22 protein-coding genes and 2 tRNA genes are annotated in these 19,010 nt (G+C 48.2%); 12 read left to right on the top strand and 12 right to left on the bottom strand.

Features of this window, described 5'->3' with window-relative positions:
- The first annotated feature begins 2 nt into the window (after positions 1–2).
- From J3999_RS02595 to J3999_RS02585, 3 genes are all read left to right on the top strand, one after another.
- Positions 3–1,322, top strand: a complete 1,320-nt coding sequence (locus tag J3999_RS02595) for an FMN-binding glutamate synthase family protein (RefSeq protein WP_208126408.1) — start codon at positions 3–5, stop codon at positions 1,320–1,322.
- Positions 1,323–1,328: 6 nt separating this feature from the next.
- A complete protein-coding gene (folD, locus tag J3999_RS02590; protein ID WP_208126407.1) occupies positions 1,329–2,198 on the top strand; it encodes a bifunctional methylenetetrahydrofolate dehydrogenase/methenyltetrahydrofolate cyclohydrolase FolD in 870 nt (289 codons plus the stop codon).
- A gap of 84 nt (positions 2,199–2,282) precedes the next feature.
- The gene (locus tag J3999_RS02585) at positions 2,283–2,975 is read left to right on the top strand and encodes a type 1 glutamine amidotransferase (RefSeq protein ID WP_208126406.1); all 693 of its coding nucleotides are present in this window, start codon (positions 2,283–2,285) and stop codon (positions 2,973–2,975) included.
- A 72-nt stretch (positions 2,976–3,047) separates the two neighbouring features.
- On the opposite strand, the gene J3999_RS02580 is transcribed toward J3999_RS02585, so the two are convergent.
- From J3999_RS02580 to J3999_RS02565, 4 genes are all read right to left on the bottom strand, one after another.
- Positions 3,048–3,494, bottom strand: a complete 447-nt coding sequence (locus J3999_RS02580) for a GNAT family N-acetyltransferase (protein ID WP_208126405.1) — start codon at positions 3,492–3,494, stop codon at positions 3,048–3,050.
- A gap of 104 nt (positions 3,495–3,598) precedes the next feature.
- Complete coding sequence (locus J3999_RS02575) at positions 3,599–4,852, bottom strand: ammonium transporter (RefSeq protein WP_173286674.1); 1,254 nt, start codon at positions 4,850–4,852, stop codon at positions 3,599–3,601.
- A 52-nt stretch (positions 4,853–4,904) separates the two neighbouring features.
- A complete protein-coding gene (locus J3999_RS02570) occupies positions 4,905–5,243 on the bottom strand; it encodes a P-II family nitrogen regulator (protein WP_173286672.1) in 339 nt (112 codons plus the stop codon).
- 262 nt (positions 5,244–5,505) lie between these two features.
- Positions 5,506–6,093: a helix-turn-helix domain-containing protein gene (locus J3999_RS02565; RefSeq protein WP_208126404.1), complete on the bottom strand. Its 588-nt coding sequence runs from the start codon at positions 6,091–6,093 to the stop codon at positions 5,506–5,508.
- A gap of 231 nt (positions 6,094–6,324) precedes the next feature.
- Between J3999_RS02565 and J3999_RS02560 the strand changes: the two genes are divergently transcribed.
- Positions 6,325–7,101 carry a response regulator gene (locus J3999_RS02560; RefSeq protein ID WP_208126403.1) on the top strand — a complete coding sequence of 259 codons (777 nt, stop codon included), beginning with the start codon at positions 6,325–6,327 and terminating at the stop codon, positions 7,099–7,101.
- A 172-nt stretch (positions 7,102–7,273) separates the two neighbouring features.
- Here J3999_RS02560 and J3999_RS02555 read toward each other — a convergent pair whose 3' ends face one another.
- Positions 7,274–7,924: an Hpt domain-containing protein gene (locus tag J3999_RS02555; protein WP_208126402.1), complete on the bottom strand. Its 651-nt coding sequence runs from the start codon at positions 7,922–7,924 to the stop codon at positions 7,274–7,276.
- Between the two features lie 376 nt (positions 7,925–8,300).
- Here J3999_RS02555 and J3999_RS02550 point away from each other — a divergent pair, with 376 nt between their 5' ends.
- The 3 genes from J3999_RS02550 (at position 8,301) to J3999_RS02540 (ending at position 9,028) form a co-directional block, all read left to right on the top strand.
- On the top strand, positions 8,301–8,726 hold the full coding sequence (locus J3999_RS02550) for a two-component system response regulator (protein WP_208126401.1): 426 nt from the start codon (positions 8,301–8,303) through the stop codon (positions 8,724–8,726).
- A gap of 136 nt (positions 8,727–8,862) precedes the next feature.
- Positions 8,863–8,938: transfer RNA gene (locus J3999_RS02545), tRNA-Phe, on the top strand.
- Between the two features lie 6 nt (positions 8,939–8,944).
- Positions 8,945–9,028, top strand: a tRNA-Leu gene (locus J3999_RS02540).
- A gap of 125 nt (positions 9,029–9,153) precedes the next feature.
- On the opposite strand, the gene J3999_RS02535 is transcribed toward J3999_RS02540, so the two are convergent.
- The gene (locus tag J3999_RS02535; RefSeq protein WP_208126400.1) at positions 9,154–9,633 is read right to left on the bottom strand and encodes a hypothetical protein; all 480 of its coding nucleotides are present in this window, start codon (positions 9,631–9,633) and stop codon (positions 9,154–9,156) included.
- A gap of 136 nt (positions 9,634–9,769) precedes the next feature.
- Between J3999_RS02535 and J3999_RS02530 the strand changes: the two genes are divergently transcribed.
- The gene (locus J3999_RS02530) at positions 9,770–10,189 is read left to right on the top strand and encodes a hypothetical protein (RefSeq protein WP_208126399.1); all 420 of its coding nucleotides are present in this window, start codon (positions 9,770–9,772) and stop codon (positions 10,187–10,189) included.
- Positions 10,190–10,213: 24 nt separating this feature from the next.
- Here the strand turns inward: J3999_RS02530 and J3999_RS02525 are convergent, their stop codons facing one another.
- Complete coding sequence (locus J3999_RS02525; protein WP_208126398.1) at positions 10,214–12,007, bottom strand: hypothetical protein; 1,794 nt, start codon at positions 12,005–12,007, stop codon at positions 10,214–10,216.
- Between the two features lie 412 nt (positions 12,008–12,419).
- On the opposite strand from J3999_RS02525, the gene J3999_RS02520 reads away from it, so the two are divergent.
- Positions 12,420–13,271 carry a sulfurtransferase gene (locus J3999_RS02520; RefSeq protein WP_208126397.1) on the top strand — a complete coding sequence of 284 codons (852 nt, stop codon included), beginning with the start codon at positions 12,420–12,422 and terminating at the stop codon, positions 13,269–13,271.
- A 121-nt stretch (positions 13,272–13,392) separates the two neighbouring features.
- Here the strand turns inward: J3999_RS02520 and J3999_RS02515 are convergent, their stop codons facing one another.
- On the bottom strand, positions 13,393–14,439 hold the full coding sequence (locus J3999_RS02515; protein ID WP_208126396.1) for an NADP(H)-dependent aldo-keto reductase: 1,047 nt from the start codon (positions 14,437–14,439) through the stop codon (positions 13,393–13,395).
- Positions 14,440–14,834: 395 nt separating this feature from the next.
- On the opposite strand from J3999_RS02515, the gene J3999_RS02510 reads away from it, so the two are divergent.
- On the top strand, positions 14,835–15,149 hold the full coding sequence (locus J3999_RS02510; protein ID WP_208126395.1) for a hypothetical protein: 315 nt from the start codon (positions 14,835–14,837) through the stop codon (positions 15,147–15,149).
- Between the two features lie 11 nt (positions 15,150–15,160).
- On the opposite strand, the gene J3999_RS02505 is transcribed toward J3999_RS02510, so the two are convergent.
- The 4 genes from J3999_RS02505 to J3999_RS02490 form a co-directional block, all read right to left on the bottom strand.
- Complete coding sequence (locus tag J3999_RS02505; protein WP_208126394.1) at positions 15,161–15,628, bottom strand: hypothetical protein; 468 nt, start codon at positions 15,626–15,628, stop codon at positions 15,161–15,163.
- 26 nt (positions 15,629–15,654) lie between these two features.
- A complete protein-coding gene (locus J3999_RS02500; RefSeq protein WP_208126393.1) occupies positions 15,655–16,818 on the bottom strand; it encodes a phage tail sheath subtilisin-like domain-containing protein in 1,164 nt (387 codons plus the stop codon).
- 76 nt (positions 16,819–16,894) lie between these two features.
- Positions 16,895–17,566, bottom strand: a complete 672-nt coding sequence (gene pdxH / locus J3999_RS02495) for a pyridoxamine 5'-phosphate oxidase (RefSeq protein ID WP_208126392.1) — start codon at positions 17,564–17,566, stop codon at positions 16,895–16,897.
- Positions 17,559–17,789, bottom strand: a complete 231-nt coding sequence (locus J3999_RS02490; protein WP_208126391.1) for a CPXCG motif-containing cysteine-rich protein — start codon at positions 17,787–17,789, stop codon at positions 17,559–17,561. Before J3999_RS02490 ends, pdxH begins: the two co-directional genes overlap by 8 nt.
- A 216-nt stretch (positions 17,790–18,005) precedes the next feature.
- On the opposite strand from J3999_RS02490, the gene J3999_RS02485 reads away from it, so the two are divergent.
- Positions 18,006–18,458 (top strand): hypothetical protein, encoded by a 453-nt coding sequence (locus J3999_RS02485; protein ID WP_208126390.1) that lies wholly within the window; start codon positions 18,006–18,008, stop codon positions 18,456–18,458.
- 30 nt (positions 18,459–18,488) lie between these two features.
- Positions 18,489–19,010, top strand: coding sequence for an S-ribosylhomocysteine lyase (gene luxS / locus J3999_RS02480; RefSeq protein WP_173286640.1), 522 nt, complete (start codon positions 18,489–18,491; stop codon positions 19,008–19,010).

Genomic DNA, 19,010 nt, shown 5'->3' with positions numbered 1-19,010 from the left:
TTATGACAATGGAAAAACCAGGATTAATCGAGTCGGCTACATTTAGTCGCGATGTGATTCATGAAATTCAACGTGCAGCGGATACCGGGATTTATGATATCCGCGGTTTCGGGGCCAAACGTAAAGTGCCGCATTTCGACGATCTGCTTTTCTTGGGCGCGAGTATGTCCCGTTACCCTCTGGAAGGGTATCGCGAAAAATGCGGGACGGACGTGACGCTGGGAACCCGTTTCGCGAAAAAACCGATCAAGCTGGATACGGTGGTCACGATCGCCGGGATGAGTTTCGGTGCGCTTTCGGCCAATGCCAAAGAAGCTTTGGGGCGCGGCGCCAATATTGCCGGCACCTCAACCACCACCGGTGACGGCGGAATGACGCCGGAAGAGCGTCAGAACTCGAAAACGCTGGTCTACCAGTATCTGCCTTCGCGTTACGGCATGAACCCGGACGATCTGCGTAAAGCCGATGCCATCGAAGTGGTGTTGGGGCAAGGTGCCAAACCGGGCGGCGGAGGAATGCTGCTGGGACAGAAAATCACCGACCGTGTGGCGCAGATGCGAACCCTGCCGAAGGGAATCGACCAGCGTAGTGCCTGCCGTCACCCCGACTGGACCGGCCCGGATGATCTGGCGATCAAAATTCAGGAACTGCGCGAGATTACCGATTGGCAAGTGCCGATCTATATCAAGGTCGGTGCGACGCGAACCTATTACGATGTCAAACTGGCGGTGAAAGCCGGTGCCGATGTCATCGTCGTAGACGGTATGCAGGGCGGTACGGCGGCGACACAGGACGTCTTTATCGAACACGTCGGGATTCCGACCATGGCGGCGATTCCGCAGGCGGTTCGTGCGTTGCAGGAAATGGGCATGCACCGCAAGGTTCAGCTGATTGTTTCCGGCGGTATCCGCAGCGGAGCTGATGTCGCTAAATGTATGGCGCTGGGTGCCGATGCGGTGGCGATCGGAACGGCGGCATTGGTGGCATTGGGCTGTAACCATCCGAAATGGGATGAAGAGTATCAGAAGATCGGTTCGGCCGCCGGGTTCTATGACGATTACCATGAAGGTAAGTGTCCGGCAGGGATTTCTACTCAGGATCAGGAGCTGGCATCGCGCTTGGATCCGGTCGATGCCGGTCGTCGTCTGGCGAATTACCTGAATGTACTGACGCTGGAAGCGCAAACGCTGGCGCGTGCCTGCGGGAAATCGCATCTGCATAATCTGGAGCCGGAAGATCTGGTTGCTTTGAATGTGGAAGCGGCGGCAATGGCCGGCGTTCCTCTGGCCGGAACCAACTGGATTCCGGGCAAGGAGTTCTAAGCCGGCATGAGTGCGCAAATCATTGATGGCAAGGCGGTCTCTAAGGCCGTCCGGCAGAAAATCAAAACCCAGGTGGACGAGCGTTTGTCGCAAGGACTTCGTGCACCGGGTCTGGCGGTGATTCTGATCGGCGACGACCCGGCGTCTTCGGTGTACGTCAATAACAAGAAGCGCGCCTGCGAGGAAGTCGGGTTCGTTTCCAAGTCTTGGCACTGGGCGGAAACCACGACGCAGGGAGAGCTGCTGGCCTTGATCAAAGAGTTGAACGAAGACCGTTCGATTGACGGAATTCTGGTGCAACTGCCTCTACCGGCGCATATCGAAGCCGAAACGGTGATTGAAGCGATTCATCCGGATAAGGATGTTGACGGTTTTCATCCCTACAATGTCGGGCGTTTGACGGTACGGATGCCGACTTTGCGCCCTTGTACACCATACGGCTGTATGACGCTGTTAAAGCATTACGGTTTATCGGCCAAGGGCAAGCATGCCGTAATTGTCGGGGCGTCGAATATTGTCGGTCGACCTATGTCGCTGGAACTGCTTTTGGCGGGGGCGACCACCACAGTCTGTCACCGTTTCACCGACGATCTGCAAACGCATGTTTCGATGGCGGATATTCTTGTCGTGGCGGTCGGAAAGCCGAATTTCATTCCGGCGGAATGGCTCAAGCCGGGCTGCATCGTGCTTGATGTCGGTATCAACCGTCTGCAAGACGGCACTCTGACCGGGGATGTCGATAAGGGCGCGATCGATATCGCCGATTACGTCACGCCGGTTCCCGGTGGCGTCGGCCCTATGACCATTGCAACGCTGTTGGAAAATACGCTGCTTGCCTGTGAAAGGCATCAGCAGAGCCCGTATTTTTCTACTTAATATTATTTTTGTTGACTCACTCACTTCGTTTTGCCATGTTGATCGCTAAGACACATGGCTTTTTTGCTTTGGAGGTTTAAATTGATGAATGTTGCGGTGTTAATCCATGCGCCTTTTGAAAGACTGGGGCAGATCCGCCTATGGCTTGAGCAACGCTCGGCGGTAATTCATGAAGTGCTGCTTTATCAGCAGGGTGCCGTTTATCCTGCGTTGGACGAGACCGATCTGGTAATCGTGCTCGGCGGCCCCATGAGTGTTAATGAAGAGGATAAATACCCTTGGCTGGTCAGCGAGAAGGCGTATATCCGCGAAGTGGTTGCGGCGGATATCCCGTTGCTGGGAATCTGCCTCGGCGGGCAGTTGATCGCCACCGCTCTGGGTTCCAGTGTCACCCTGAATCCTGAAACGGAAATCGGCTGGCATCAGGTTGAACGAACTTCGAATTCCGCAGACGTTTTTCAATTTCCGCCAAGCATGGAGATTTTCAACTGGCATGGCGAGACGTTTGAACTGCCGCCAGGGGCGGTGCGTTTGCTGCGCAGCCGGGTTTGTGAGAATCAGGGCTTTCAGATCGGCAGGCGCATAATCGGCTTGCAGTGCCATCCGGAAGTTCGGGCTCAAGAAATTCAGCAATGGGTGGATGAAATAGGCGGGCAGATGGTCGAAGGGGATTATGTGCAGAGTCCGTCGGAAATGTTGGATGACGCCGATCGCAAAATGCTCGCCGTCAGACCGGTATTGTTCGATCTTTTGGAGTATTTAACCGCTTCTGCCTGAGTTTTTACGGCCGGAGAGGAATGATCGCCGAATCATGGTGTGGGCGATTGACCACCTTGGCTTCGGCCTATTTCAAATCGGTTTGGTAAAAACCCCGAGTCGAGTGTTCGCAAATCCCTGGTTTCGATAAAAATCGATTGCCGGATGGTTATCCAGATCGTAAACCAGTTGCATTCGATTGCAGCCATTTTCCCGGCACCATTCTTTCAGTGCCTTCATTAACTGTGTCCCGACCCCTTTGCCCTGATATTCAGGGTGAACTACAACGTCTTCAATCCATGCGGATTTCTGTCCTGTCGCTGTCGAGTAGACCCACTGTGCCGTGCACATTCCGATCAATTCACCGCCGTCCAGTGCGACCAGTGCGCCGCAGTCCGGCTGTTCGACAATTTTCTGCAGTGCGGAACGGTGTTTCTCCGGAGCAAACTCGAAATCCGTTTCGATAGCGAAGAGGATTCGCAGCAGTTCGGTCATTTGCGCAATGTTTTGCCGCTGTGCGTGTTGAATGGTGATGTTCATGATTTATCCTTGGTGAAAGCGAAATACATTTATACAAGATTAAAGCATTTAAAAACAAAAAGCCGCATATGCGGCTTTTTGTTGTGGGTTAGAGGCGTTTAACCTTATTGTTTGTGATCAAACTCAGGATAAGCTTCCATACCGCACTCTTTCATGTCCATACCTTCCAGCTCTTCTTCTGTTGAAGGGCGAAGTCCCATTACCTTATCGATAATAAACAGGACAATAATTGAAGCGATGAACATCCATGCAAAGGTTGCCAGAGTCCCGATCAGCTGACCGGTGAAAGTCGCATCACCGTTACTGAACAGCACTGCGAAAATCCCCCAGATACCGACCGTACCGTGAACCGAAATGGCTCCGACAGGATCGTCGATGCGGATTTTGTCCATGAACATGACCGAGAAGAATACGATCGCACCACCGACAGCACCAACAAATACCGCCAAGCCTGGAGACGGAGCAAGCGGTTCGGCTGTAATTGCCACCAGACCGGCCAAAGCACCGTTAATAACCATAGTCAGATCCGTTTTACCGAATTTGAACTTGCTGAGCAGAGCGGCAACGATCATACCGGCAGCCGCCGCGGCATTGGTGTTAACAAAGATTTTTGCGACCGCATTCGCTTCGTCAACGTTGGCAACTTTCAGTTCTGAACCGCCGTTGAAACCGAACCAGCCCATCCACAGGATAAACATACCCAGTGTCGCCATTGGCAGGTTTGCACCCGGAATCGCACGCACTTCACCGTTAGGACCGTAACGACCGATACGCGGGCCAACCATAATGACGGCAGCTAAAGCGGCTGCTGCACCGGCCATGTGAACCACGACGGAACCTGCGAAATCCTGGAAGCCAAGCTGATCCAGCCAGCCGCCGCCCCATTTCCAGTAACCTTCCATAGGATAGATGATCGCCGTCATGACAACTGCAAAGACCAGGAAAGGCCACAGTTTCATACGTTCGGCAATAGCACCGGATACGATGGACATGGTTGCTGCCGCAAATACGGCCTGGAAGATGAAGTCCGACATGCCTGAGTAGTAAGGCGCGTCGTCTCCGCCGGCAATAACCGCTTCAACGGTATTATCCGCACCCAGCAGGAAGCTCAGGTTAGGAAGATAAGCGCTGATCGGGTCGCCCGGATACATGACGTTGTAACCGACGAACAGATAGACGGTACAGGCCACACTGTATAGCAAGGCGTTTTTGGTGAGAATTTCGACGGTGTTTTTGCTGCGCACCAGACCGGCCTCGAGCATTGCAAAGCCGGCCGCCATCCACATAACAAGAACGGCGCTGACTAAGAAATAAAAGGTATCCAGTGCATAAGATAATTGTAAAAAATTGCTTTCCATAAAGTTTTACCTCAATTAATTTGTTCCCTCATAATTGAAATTAGAAGTGAAGTTATAAAGCGGCTTCGCCAGACTCACCGGTCCTGATTCTGATCGCGTTTTCGACCGGGGATACGAAGAGTTTTCCGTCCCCGAGTTTGCCTGTATGGGCACTGGAAGAAATGGTTGTGATAATCTCCTCCAATTGCTCATCGAGAACGACCAGCTCAAGCATGATTTTAGGGACAAATGTGACTTCGTATTCGGTACCACGATAGATCTCCTTGTGCCCTCTCTGACGACCATATCCCTTCACTTCCGTCACTGTAAGGCCGTTTATTCCTAACGTTGTTAGAGCTTCACGTACATCAGTTAATCTGTGAGGGTTTATGATCGCTTTGATTTGTTTCATAAGCGACCTCCATGAGGAAAAATGTCTAATTCATTAAAGAAGAGGGCAAATGGATTGCCCTCTAAACATTGGTATGGAACAAGTATACCGACTAGCCATTAGATAGTTTCTTGCCAGTAAAATAAAATTCTTATATTTCAATAACTTGTGATTTTTCAGGAATAAAAAGTTCCTTTTAAGAAACTTTTTATTGCACCAATGGCGGGAAAATTATTTGTTTTGGTGCGCGCAGAAAAGAGAGAAAGGTACGGTTTTTGGAGGATTAAGAGACAGGGCTGTCATAGATGACAACGTTGAGGAATTTAATCGGTACTTTAATCAGTTCTTCCGGGCCGTGAGAGACTTTGGCATCGTAAGTCAGAGAGTCGCCGGGCTTCATATGGTACTTGGTTTTTCCGTGACGGTAGATCAGTTCGCCTTCAAGCAGGAACATAAAGACTTTTCCTTCATGCGAGAACGTCGGAAAGATTTCGCTTTGATTATCCAAGGATATCAGGAAGGGTTCAAAAAGTTTCTTCGGACCGGAATCATAGGCCAGCAGGTGGTAGGTATGACCCACTTTGGTTCCTCTTCGCACGACTTCCAGACGTTCGTTTGCTTTAACGTGTTGCGCGGTCTCACCCTCGGTATCGAATTCTTTGAACAGTGCCGAAATCGGGATGCCCAGCGCCTGAGAGATTCTTAAAAGCGAATCCAGACTCGGAGATACCTGTCCGTTCTCAATCTTGCTCAACATGCCGCGACTGATATTCGATTGTTCGGAAACTTCGGCAATCGTCAAACCTTGTTTTTTACGGAATTCATGGATGGTGCGGCCAATGAATGCGTCCAGGTTAGTGTGTTTATCCATAGGGTTTCTTATATCTTTTGTGTTTTAGCTATTATTTAGGTCAAATCTTATCCTATTGCCGTGGGCGCTGCCATATTCAAAGTCAAATCCGCAGGCATTAATGCGTGAATTAAGCGGGTAACTTCCTGTGACGATAAAACAGACGGATCATGCTTAAAAATACAGAATAAAGATGAATAGGTCTTGAGGCATAAAACTGAAATTATTTTGGTTTTTAGATCAGGTGGTATGATGAAAAAAACTCATCAGTGTTGTTGTCTTATGCAAGAAAAAAAGCCCTTCGTTAATCAGAGTGTATCCCGTGATAAAACCTTGTATGAGGATGTATTGCGCGGTAGTCATGTGTTGTTAGTCGAAGACAATAAAATTAATCAGGATGTTGTAAAAGAACTGTTAGAACAGGTGAATGTAATAGTCAGTACTGCGGATAATGGGTGTGAGGCAATTGACAAAATTCTTGAAACCAAATTTGATGCGGTATTAATGGATGTACAGATGCCAGTGATGGATGGTTATGAAGCCACCAGATTAATTCGCAGTGACCCTCGCATTTCAAAAATGGTTATTATTGCGTTAACGGCAAGTGCGATGAACGGCGGCAACACGGAATGTTTGAATGTAGGAATGAATGATATTGTCTCTAAACCAATTGATCCGAAAAGACTCTATTTGACGCTCTCACGCTGGGTAACATCATCAGAAAAGAACATTCCAACCCTTTCTAAAGTCGCTAAACCACTCCAAATCTCTCAGGAAGAACTCGTCGATATCTTGCAGGGATTTGACGTTAAAGGGGCGGTAACCCGGTTCAACAATGACTCTTTAATCTATATCAAAGTTCTGGAGAAATTTCTGAAACTTTACGATAGAGATACGGTTAATTTTTTACAAAATATGGTTGATACAGGGGAGTTAGAGAGCGCCCAAAAGCTGGCGGCTACCTTAAAGAGAACCGCGAAAAATATTGGTGCTGTTGAAATGAAATGCAAACCGTGTTTGAGGAATTAGAAAGCGCAGCAACCGGAGAAAATTTACCAATAACCTTATCTTTGCTTCAGAAAGTAACCGAGGTTTATCTGGCGTCTCGAGCGCATATCGAACAAGCGGTTTTACTCAAAAATCGAGAAGCATAAATTTAAGAGAATACAGAGGGTGAAAAGAGGAAAACGCAATCAAGGGTTTATAGGTTCAAACTTTCTAATCGTTCTAAAACGATATCAAAATCAAAGCACTCGATGAGTTGGTCAAATTGCTCAAAATTTGAAGCGCCAAGTAAATGTTGAAATTGTGCGGAGCGCTCCGTCCAGTATTGATATGTAAATGCATCAAATGTCTTTAGCATCTGTTTGAGAACAGCGATCTCCTTGAGAGCTTCTTCCTTGTCGATCTTTCTATTAAGTGGCGCGTCATTTTTTTCGCATTTAACTCGAAGGTATTCGTCTATTTCGATATGCAGCAGTGAATAGTTTTCAGCCAGGCTTTTTAAAAGAGGCTTCAGCCCTAGGTCGAACTTCTCTTGATCTAGCCATGATTCGTTATGTTGTGTTAGCCACTTTTCAAGTGAGCCGGCCTGATAGGAAAGTTTTTCAGCGCCTATAGTGGCCCCCATTCCTTTTAAGGAGTGGGCTAATCGTGTTAAAGCGGCGACATCTTGTTCAACTAAAAGGGCGCTTAATTCATCGGAAATGTGGCAATATTTTTTTACAAATTTTTCCAATGTTGATACAAGCAATTTTTCAGAGCCTCCCATCATCCTTAATGCGACTTCTTTGTTAAAAGTAACATTGTCTTTGTCCGGCATAATTGTCTTTTCCATATTGGTTTGCGCCATTCATGACCCCAAAAGATTTTTGGTTAAAAGGTGCTCTGCATGTCACTGAATGATACCAAAGAAATTGTGGTTAAAGCATGATGGCGGCAAAACATATTGAAGCTTGCTTGGGTAAATACATTCTGTTACTAAATGATTCATATCTGTGTTGTTACCGCTTAGTGGCGGGCGGGAATGAGAAGCTTTTTTGCTCTTAAATCTATAAGGCAACAAATCACAATAGGCCTCTTAAGTAAAATAAAAATGGATTTCGTTGAAATGAATGTAAAGCTTGCTATACTCGTATTAATTAAAAGGTTTTTTAGGCCTTTAACTCATTGTTTTATAGTGCTTTTCAGTGATTTTTTTACTCTGGATAGCTGGGCATGGAAGTTCGATGAGTACCGGATTTAATATTTCTGAATTAAGATTTTTAGTGGTAGATGATTTGCCTAATATCTGTACACTATTTTCTTCAATTCTCCATGATTTTGGATGGAAAAATGTTTCTGTTTCCACTAGTGGAGAAAAAGCCTTGGCGCTACTTAAAGAAAAAGATTTCGATTTTGTCCTGCTGGATATCAATATGGAAGGCATGGACGGTTTAGATGTTCTTGATCAAATCAACTCATTACCAATATTATTTCCGCCGCATGTCATTATGGTAACTGCGGATGCAAGTAGGGATAGCTTGAATAAGGCTTTTCAAAAAGGGGCGGCAGATTTTATCGTGAAACCTTTCCAGCCTGCTGTTTTGCAGACTAAGATCAAAAAAATATTTGCTGAATCTAAAACTCGACAGACGCATCGATTGATGCGATAAGGCATTTACCTTTACTCAAGTTAAGAAAACTGTCTCAGAAGACCCTTAAATCTGTCCGTTTAAAAATTAACACTTTTTTTTAAAAAGTGTTTGACAGGTGTCAGGGTGCTCTATATACTACGCGCCATCAAGTTCAGGTCGCATAGCTCAGTTGGTAGAGCAATGGATTGAAAATCCATGTGTCCCTGGTTCGATTCCAGGTGCGACCACCACAAATTGCGAGCGTGGTGGAATTGGTAGACACGCCAGATTTAGGTTCTGGTGCCTTTGGTGTGAGAGTTCGAGTCTCTCCGCTCGCACCATATTCTTAAGCCCGAGTTGAAGTTTTCAACTCGGGCTTTTTTATTGCCCGAAATTCCCTGTTTCGGCGTTGATAGATTTTTGGCAAGCCATGCGGTTTGTCATCGCTTGCCCAAAAGGACGGAATTTATTCGCCCTTGTCCTCAATGCTCTTTTCAAGCAGCCATTTGCGTTTCAGGTTATGGATATAAATGATCAACACGAAAAACGCGGTTGAGATCACGCCGAGAATCAGTAATGTCCAGTTCTCTTCCGGGACGGTATCCAGCAAAATCAGTTTTCGAATAATTACCACGAAAGCGATTTCCAGAAAGGTCAGAGCGTAGTCGAAGCTGTTGTGTATAAACAGGGCTTTTACAATCGCGAGTACGATCAGGGTGAAAAGTGCGTCGGTGAGCAAAATCTTCATCGAATGAAAATCCAGAATGCCCTGAGTAACGCTGAATTCGAATAGTTTACTGGAGATGCTTACCAGACAGGCGGCGAGATAGATGACCATAAAGATGATAAAGATCAGCCTGAGAAGTGTAACGCTCTGAGAAAGCGTATTTTCCGCTTGATTTTGGATATAGTGGTTAAGTTTGCTGAAAGAGCGTTTCGGGGGCATTAATGTCAGTTCCTCGTTGAGTTGGGGGGATGTGAAAGAATAATTAGAATACATCCTCCGTGTTTACTCGGGAAGCGAAAAATCGTGTTTTGCCAACAAAAGGAAGGCTTGTTGTACAGGTCCTGGAGGATAACTTATGGATGAGTTTAAGAAAGTCATCGCAAATATTGCCCTTGCCAGTCTGGCGGCCGGTGCGACTTTGTTTTTTACGGTATTGGCGGTCTTATTGATTGCAGGTTCCGATATCAGCGCATATTTTTCCGGGTATTTTGTGGTTTCGCTGCTGATCGCTATTCTCGGTGCGGTGATTGCGCTGGTCGTTGCGATGCTTGTCGGGGTGCCGTTTTACTTTGTTATGAAAAAACGCGGGGGGCTCAACTGCGCAACGGTTTATGGGATGTCGGTCGTTATTCTTGTGCTGGCGGTTTGGCTGAGTACCAATAAAGAGCACCCCGAACTGATCTTGTGGATCAGTATTGCCGGCATTCCGTCGGCGCTTATTGGCGCTCGGGTTTTCTGCAGACGTTCGGGAATGACTCCGGCAAATAAGGTTTAAAACTTCCCGAAAGCCGGCCGGAGATTAATTGATCTCTTTCCAGCCCCCGGAGCCAAGCCCCCAGCGGTTTGTTGGTGAATAGCGCAAGTAGCGCATTTCGCAGTTCAGACTTTCCACTCCGGCGGAAAAATCTTTCACCGGGCCGAAAAGGAAGATACTTAACCGGTTGACCAGGTTCGGCGCCTCAATTTTGGGCAGGCCGCTTTCATCTTCGGCGGAAAGCAGGTAATTACAGCTCTGGTAAGCGCCGTCGTTTGCGTTGTACAGGCATCTTTGCGAGCTAAGGTTGTCTGTATCGGTGCCGTAAATACAGGTGCCGGAGCGCCCGATATAGATTGGGTCATGCACAACTACATCCGGATCGAGCAGGTTCATAAGCGCATCGCCAAGAGGACCGAATCCGAGAATATTCTCCAACAGCCAGTTGAGCAGAAGATCCAGCGGGAGGATCTTTAAAACCAGCCATAAAATGGGGTCGACAATCGAGTCAACGACCGTTAGCAGGCTGTTGAGAAGGTTGTCGCATCTCATTGCCAGAACCTGATTGCTGAGACCTAGAAAATCCGTCAGCCAGTTCAGCAGTGTAACGTCGACATTAACCGTCAGCAGCGAGCAGCGGTAGCCTTGTCCGTTAAAGGTCGTCGCCAGCAGATCTTCTTTCTGCAAATTGTCGCCGGTGGTACTTTGCGGGTGCATCGAGCCGTCGCCTGAAAGCGGGTTTAAGAGCACGAGCAGTTCATCGACGGTGGTGACCAGTCCGGCGTCGTTCGCCAGCGTATCGGCGCCATCATAGACAAATACCGGAAGCTGTCCGACCGCCCGAAGATAATCGCCCTTTGAAAAGTTGCTCTCAACCAGCAGGTTGCCGATAACCCCGTTATTTTCGACAAAGGGTTCAATGCCGATCCAGCCCTGACGTTTGAAAAAGTCGATATAAGGGTATTTGCTGGTGTCGGAAAGGTTCGGGTGCGTCGCCGTAAAACCGTACTCGCAATAATTTCTGCGCGCTTCGGAGGTTGGATCGGCAATGGCTTCGGCGAGCGCATCGGCTTGCGCTTCGGTCAATGAATGGGCTGGAATGGCCGCAAAATCGAGCAAGCCGTTTAACAGGACTTTTACGACCCCCTGATTTTTGAGTTTTTCGATATCTTTGGGGTATAAGCCGTCAAGAATATCCTGTTTGCTGAGATCCCCGTTCATGCACATCTCATAACGGATGTCGCAGTAGCATTTCTGGTTACTCGGATCCGCTCCGAATATCGCCCGGCCTTCAGGCGTATACAGGTTCAAAAAGTTGTCGTTGGTCCATAGTTGTACGGCAACGGCATTGAATTTAGGCAAATTTTCCGGTGTCATGTCGCCACTGGCGATTTCTTGCAGAGCCAGTCGCGGATTATTGCGGTAAGTCGTCAGTGTACTGCTGGCGCTGTAATAAGGGTTGTCGTCCCCCAAAGCGTAAAAAGCGCCGTCGGCTTCTATTCTCCCGTAGGTCAATTCCTTGTAAATGACTCTATCGGACGGCGCTTCGTCGGAATTGTAGCCGAGGGTATGCAATACACTTTCCGAAAGGTAGTCGGAGACCTGCAGATCCATACTGCCTTCCTGATAACCTTTCAGGGTCAAGGCCATTTCCGAGCGGAGTGCGGTTTCAGCGATGCTTCTCGCGTAGTTATCCAGCTCATGATCAATGATTTTTAACTTGGAATACTCCATGACCAGACTGAAGGCGTACAGGGCGGAAATAATGGCGCCTGCTCCCATTAGGGTGATGGAACCGCGTTGCCGAAAGAAGCGGCTGCGATTGGATGTTGATTTCATTACCTGCATGCCCGAAATTAATGCCTGAATCAAACAGAACTAACATTGCTATGAAGAACTTTTGTGGCTGAATAGTTTCTTAAAAGACTATTTTTTAGGAAATAAATATATTATGTGATTTTTTTACTTTAAGTAAGTATAAGAATTTTACATTTCAATGAAAGCAGAACATTTTCTTTTTCTGTGTGAACTCGCAAGTCGCTCGTTTTTGGAATCGCGTGCACCGTTTAATTGATTGAATTTGGTGCTTATTGTGTTTTTTTATGTGTAAAAGTCGGGGTTTGCCAAGAGGAAATTAAGCCTTAAAATTAGTTAAGTTATTGTATTTATTGTCATTTTTGTGATAAGTACATTTTATGCATCTTGATAAGTGCTTTCGCTACTGAAAAACCTACGCTTAAGGAGAACCAAGATGCCAAGTCCACTACTCGTCAATGCGGCTACACTCAACGAAATGCTTTCAAGTGACACGCCTGTTGTCATTATCGACACCCGTTCACCGGAGGCCTATGAACAGGGGCACATTCCCGGTGCGGTGAATATTCACTCTATTTTTACTTTTCTGGCAACCTCAACTCCGGAAGGGGTTGAAGAATTGAAAGAGAATTTCGCTTCTACTTTCGGGGAAGCGGGACTTTCCGGTGCCGAAACGGCGGTTCTGTATGAAGATGCGATGAACACCGGTTTCGGTCAATCCTGTCGCGGCTATTTTCTTTTGAACTACCTGGGTTATGAAAATGTGTCGATTTTGCATGGCGGCTATCAGGCCTGGCATGCAGAAGGATTTGAAATCAGTCTGGAAACGCCGACGCCGGAAGCGAAAACCTTCCCGCTTAAAGATACCGGAAACAGTCTGATGATCGATAAGGATGATGTTCTGTCCGCGCTGGATAGCGACAAGATCCTGCTGGACGTTCGCGACGTTGACGAATGGGTTGCCGACAGCTCATCGCCATACGGTAAAGACTTCTGTCCGCGCAAAGGTCGTTTGCCGGGTGCGGTTTGGATCGAGTGGTATCGTATGATGAAGCCGGGACTGGTTCCGCTGTTTAAGACTCCGGATGAAATTCTTGCGGAGTGTAAAACGGCGGGGATCACTAAGGACAGCGAAGTCTATCTGTACTGCTTCAAGGGCGCGCGCGCTTCGAATACTCTGGTGGCACTGAAGTCGGCTGGAATCGAAAATGTTAAGCTTTATTTCGGTTCATGGAACGAATGGTCGAGAATTCCTGAGTTGCCGATCGAAGAAGGCAAGCCTTTCTGATTGAACTGGTAACCTGAGCGGACACCCGTCTGCGGTACGTCCGCAATGGAATGACAAACGATGCCAAGCTCTGATTTGATTCGGGCTTGGCATTTTTTATGTGTTGTGTACCGGTTTCGGTTTATGGCGACGGATAGGTATAGCGTTGATGAATTTGTTCGATTCCCGCCAAGACTTCGTCGCTCAACTCCAGATCAATCGACTCGATATTCTCCTTCAACTGCTCCATCGTGGTGGCGCCGATAATATTGGCGGTGACAAACGGGCGTGAATTGATATAGCTCAGTGCCATCTGCGCCGCAGATAATCCGTGTTGCTGGGCAAGTTCGACATAGGCTTTTGTCGCCGCGTCCGCCTGCGGATTCAAATAGCGGTCAAAACGCGGGAAAAGCGTGATTCGGGCGTTTTCAGGGCGCTGGTTATTCAGATATTTTCCGGCCAGTACGCCGAAAGCAAGAGGAGAGTATGCCAGAAGACCGACCTGCTCCTGATGGGCGATTTCCGCCAGACCGACTTCGTAGCTGCGGTTAAGCAGATTATAAGGATTCTGCACCGTGACAACTTTTTCCAAGCCCATGCTTTTTGCCAGATGCAGGAAGTTCATGGTTCCCCAGGCGGTTTCATTGGATAGTCCGATGGTGCGGATTTTCCCCGCCTTAACCTGTTCCGAAAGCGCCTGTAGCGTTTCGGCCATCGGCGTCAGGTCGTTTTGGGTTTCTTGTGGGTAGGCAAAACCGAGCTGACCGAAAAAGTTGGTTTCGCGCTCCGGCCAATGCAGCTGATAAAGATCGAGGTAGTCGGTCTGCAATCGTTTTAGCGAGGCGTTTAGCGCCTGTTCAATCATCTCTCTGTTAAAACGGGTTTTACCGCCGCGGATATGCTCGACGAATTCACCCGGCCCGGCTATTTTCGAGGCCAGTACCACTTCGTCGCGTCGCCCGTGTTTGGCAAACCATTCGCCGATAATGGTTTCAGTCGATCCGTAGGTTTCCGCTTTCGGCGGGACCGAGTAGAGTTCGGCGGTATCCCAGAAGTTTACCCCTTGATCCAGGGCGTAGTTCATCTGTTCGAAAGCTTCGTCGCGAGTATTCTGTTCACCCCAGGTCATGGTACCCAGGCAGATTTTGCTGACTTTGATATCGGTTGTTCCGAGAGTCGTATAACGCATGCTGATTTTCCTGTGTCGTTTACTGTATATCTTGTTGTGCAAACAATCTTATCAAACCAAAAAGGGGCGGTGGTAAATAAGCAAGGGCGTTATGAATGCAAGGTTACGGAAGTGAGATCGTTTTGTGAAAATCGCAGGCAATGAATTGCAAAATACGCCGGTTTTTTTATAGTTGAAAAATGCTTTGCCAATCAGTATCGATGGCTTTAAAGCGCTTACAAGCCTTGTAGACCACGCGCAAATTTACTTTTTAAAAGTAAAAAAGTGAATCTTGGTATTTAATATTGCGTTTCTGCGTGTATGATACTAATGCGATTTAAATGTTTATTTAGCGCAGTATTTCAAGTTTAAATTGTATTTGTTTTGGTTTTCCGGGGTGTTTGGGAGAAAAGTTTGTGAAGATCGAATACCAAAAAACTGCCAATCTGCTCAAGGTGGATCTTAAAGATTCTCTGGATAACACTTTCTGTCGTCAGCTGAAAGGCTTGTTAGGTGAAAAGGTCGGTCCTAAAACGCTGCTGATGCTTGATTTTGCCAAGGTCGAATTCTTAGGCAGCCATATTGTTTCGTATATTATCGGGGCTTATGAGGCCGTTAATTTCGAGGCGAGCCGACTGAAACTGATTAATGTCAGCGAAAGTGCCTATTTGTTTTTGCAAAGTCTCAAGTTCGATGCGATGTTTGTGATTCAAAAGCAGCAGGCGGTTTAGACGGATCTCTTTCAGCGGCAACGTTTTTCGCTTTCTCTTTCGAGCGATTCCTGACATTGCCGGACCTGGGTTTTAAAGCTTTTCTCACCTTGCGCCAGCTTATCCACTAAGCGAAGCAGGTTATCGTGTTTGACCAGAGAAATTTCCGCCAGTTTGGTAAATTCCTTCCTCTGGCAGGCTTCGCTCATTTTCTTCCATTCGTCGGCTTCTTGTTTCAGTCCAAGCAGAGTCTCGTCAAGGCGCGAAGTCATATCCGCCAGCTGTTTGTTTGTATGCGTCAGGGATGAGCAGGCGCTGTCGTCCGGCAACTGGCTAAAATCGGAATCGCAAAGCGCTTTGTATTCTTTGACATGCTGCGTCAGCTGATTGGATAAATTCTGCTGCTGCAGTGCGATGACGTCCCACTCCTCGACGGTACACTCAAATGCCTGAGCCTGAAAAGTCAGAGCGAAGCCTATTCCTAACAACCATCGCTTCATCTGTGTCACTCCTCCGTCCGTTCCGTTTAGGTGATGTCGGCATCGCCGGTTTTCTGAGCAATTCTAAAGACAATGAATTCGGCCGGTTTGATCGCTGCGATGCCGATGGTAACGATCATAATGCCTGCCCTGATCTGCTCAGGCGTCATGCCGCTTCTGTCGCAGCGCACAAAAAACGCTTCGTCCGGACGACTTCCCTGAAAGGCGCCGTCACGCCAGTTTTGTAGCAGGAAATTCTCGACAGAGAGGCGAATGTTCGCCCAAAGCGGTTCGTCATTCGGTTCGAACACGGACCATTGGATGGATTTTTGAATTGACTCTTGCAGAAAAAGCAGCAGACGGCGCACGGGAACATATTTCAATTCGTCTGAGGTATCCGCCAGCGTTCTGGCTCCCCAGACACGAATTCCCTGGCTGTCAATCAGTCTGATGCAATTAATACCTTGCGGGTTAAGGAGACTTTGCTCCGATTGGGATATGTTGCGTTCGAGGCCGATAGCATCCCTTATCGCCATATTAGCAGGGGCTTTGTGCACGCCGCGCTGCAAGTCATTCAAGGCGTAAATGCCGGCGATGGCGCCGCTGGGCGGAATAAAACGGTTTTCCAACTGCAGTTCGCCTGTGGCCGACTGTTTTTCGACCGCGACTTCAATCCACGGATAGTAGAGGCCGGCAAATCCTCGGTCGGAATGTAGAAGCGTGCGTTGTTGCTGGATATCGTTAAGTATCGCGGCCTCTTGCGAATCGAGGATACAGAAGCGGTCGTCCTGCGATTCACAGTGTGTAATCATCGCCAGTTGTACGTTCAGAGAGGTTGCACCGGGAATACAGAGCGTACTGATTTCGTCGACGGCTTTCAGGCTTTGCAGGCCGCTTGCGCTTCCATCAGTTGAGTCGAATCCGATCAGGGACGAGTCGCTCTGATCGGCGACATTGACGATATAGCAGGCTTGGCCGCCATTTTTAAAAAAGCTGCATACCGCAGGAGCCAGATAAGGTGCAGTTTGAGAGTAGCGTCCGAAATGACGCGTGTATTCGGCCCAACTGTGAATTTTCGTCGGTTGATTGAGCCGGTAGCTCGTTTCCGCTACGCCGACAAAACCGGCGATCGTGGTGGACGTCGCTTCTATTGGAGGTGGGGCTGTTAAGTTTTCCGCGATGTAAACGCCGGGCGTTGAGTAGTCGGGCATGCTTCCTCCTGAGGGGGCAGAGGTTTGGAATTCATCTTAGCCCCAAGAGCAAACAGCGAACTTGATGGAACACAATCTAAGGCGATAAACGGCTGATATCCCATTGATCGTTGTCCGCTTTCGTGTACAGAATCCGGTCGTGGAGGCGATTGTCGCCGCCTTGCCAGAATTCAATCTTGTGCGGTTTGACGCGGAATCCGCCCCAGAAATCCGGCAAAGGTACATCGCCTTTCTTAAACTTGTCGAGCATTTTCTGATATTGCGTCAGCAGCAGTTTTTTCGAGGTGATGACCTGACTCTGTTGACTGACCCAGGCGCCGATCTGACTGCCTTTCGGGCGGCTGGTGAAATATTTCAGGGACTCGGCGGTAGAGACCTTTTCGGCGATACCCTCGATTTTGACCTGACGTTCAAGGTCGAGCCATAGAAACAGCAGGCTGACCTTGGCGTTGTTGGCGATATGTTTCGCCTTATCACTGCCGTAATTGGTATAGAAAACGAAACCGCGTTCGTCAAAATACTTCAGCAACACGGTACGGGTGGAAGGCTGACCTTCTTCATCCACGGTGGCCAGAATCATCGCATTCGGCTCATTGATTCCGGCTTCTTCGCACTGCGCAAACCACTCTCCGAACAGTTCGGTCGGAACGGTCGGAACGGCGTTTTCATCCAAACCGCCGCGCAGATAGCGCTGGCGATAAGCGCTCAGATCGCGTTTAGAGTGGTTATTGTGTGCGTTATCAGTCATAGGATTCGTCCTCGTGTTTGGCGATCAGTTCGATAGCACCATCATCCTGTATTATTTTATGAAAATGGATCGGGCGGCAGCACACGGAACAGTCTTCGATGAAATGCTCCGATGGATCGCTGGGGTCGATAATTATCTCGATTTCACTCCAGCAGTAAGGACATTGAACAGTCAGATTCTGCAGCTCCACGCGCGCTTCCGGGATAAAGGTGATAGCAGCCATTTTAACGGAAATTCAGCTTTTTCTGAGAGGGAATTCGGTCCTTTAGCCAAAGTCGTTGCGGCGCATTGCATATGCCGGTAGTGGCATGTGCCGGAATAGGTTTATGACGGCGTTTATGGTATCCTTTTGGGTTTGAATGCGACGCCTTATTCGGGGCGTTTTTAAGACCGCGAAAAGGCCGTACAGGTTTTGCCGCCGCGCCTGGAGATCGATGCTATGTACAAATCTTTACCTGTTTTAGCCGCTGTCTGGCTCAGTCTGTTGCTGTCCGGATGTCTCGGCATTACTCAGCCGACAGAATCGGACGTAGAAGAGATGGCGAAGAATACCTTCAATCAGGAGTTTGCCGGACTGTTTCTGGCGGACGAAGTGATTAAAGAAAATGGCTATAAGCAAAACGATACTCATTATGTTGCCGAATTGAGCATCAAGGCGACGGCGCAGCGTTCGCTGGATGACTATGCGCGCGAGATTATGAAAGACAAAGCGACTTCCAGTCTGGATAAGATTACCCGCACCATGGCGATCGGGATGTGGAAAATGACCTTGCCCGAGTTTGCCGCCGGTGATCAGCTGGACTTTAAACGCAACTACCTGTTTATCAAGACCGATAACGGCTGGATGATTAAGGGCCGCCTTGAAAACGACGACGGTCACGAACAAATTTGATTTTTAACCTATATATTTTGGGAAAGAAATATGCCTTTACTAGATAGTTTTACTGTTGACCATACGATTATGAATGCGCCTGCGGTGCGTGTCGCCAAGACCATGACTTCTCCGTCCGGCGATACCATTACGGTTTTCGATCTGCGTTTCAATAAACCGAACGAAAGCATGATGGGCGAAAAGGGGATTCATACTCTGGAGCATCTGTTTGCCGGTTTTATGCGTGATCACCTGAACGGTGACGGTGTGGAAATTATCGATGTATCGCCAATGGGCTGCCGTACCGGTTTCTATATGAGTCTGATGGGCGCGCCGAGCGAAGAGCGTGTGGCCAAAGCGTGGTCCGAGTCCATGCAGGATGTATTGAATGTCGAGCGTATGGAAGACATTCCTGAGCTGAACGAGTATCAGTGCGGTACCTATATGATGCACTCTCTGGAAGAAGCGAAAGAGATTGCACAGGACATTCTTGAACATGGCATCGGCGTGAATAAGAACGAAGAGCTTAAAATGGATGAAGAGACCCTGCGCAAGCTGGGTAACGAGGTCTGA

The organism is Thiomicrorhabdus sp. 6S3-12, from assembly GCF_017571475.1.
Taxonomy (GTDB): Bacteria; Pseudomonadota; Gammaproteobacteria; order Thiomicrospirales; family Thiomicrospiraceae; genus Thiomicrorhabdus.
Note: the sequence above shows the minus strand (reverse complement) of the source record. Positions and strands in the feature narration are given on the sequence as shown.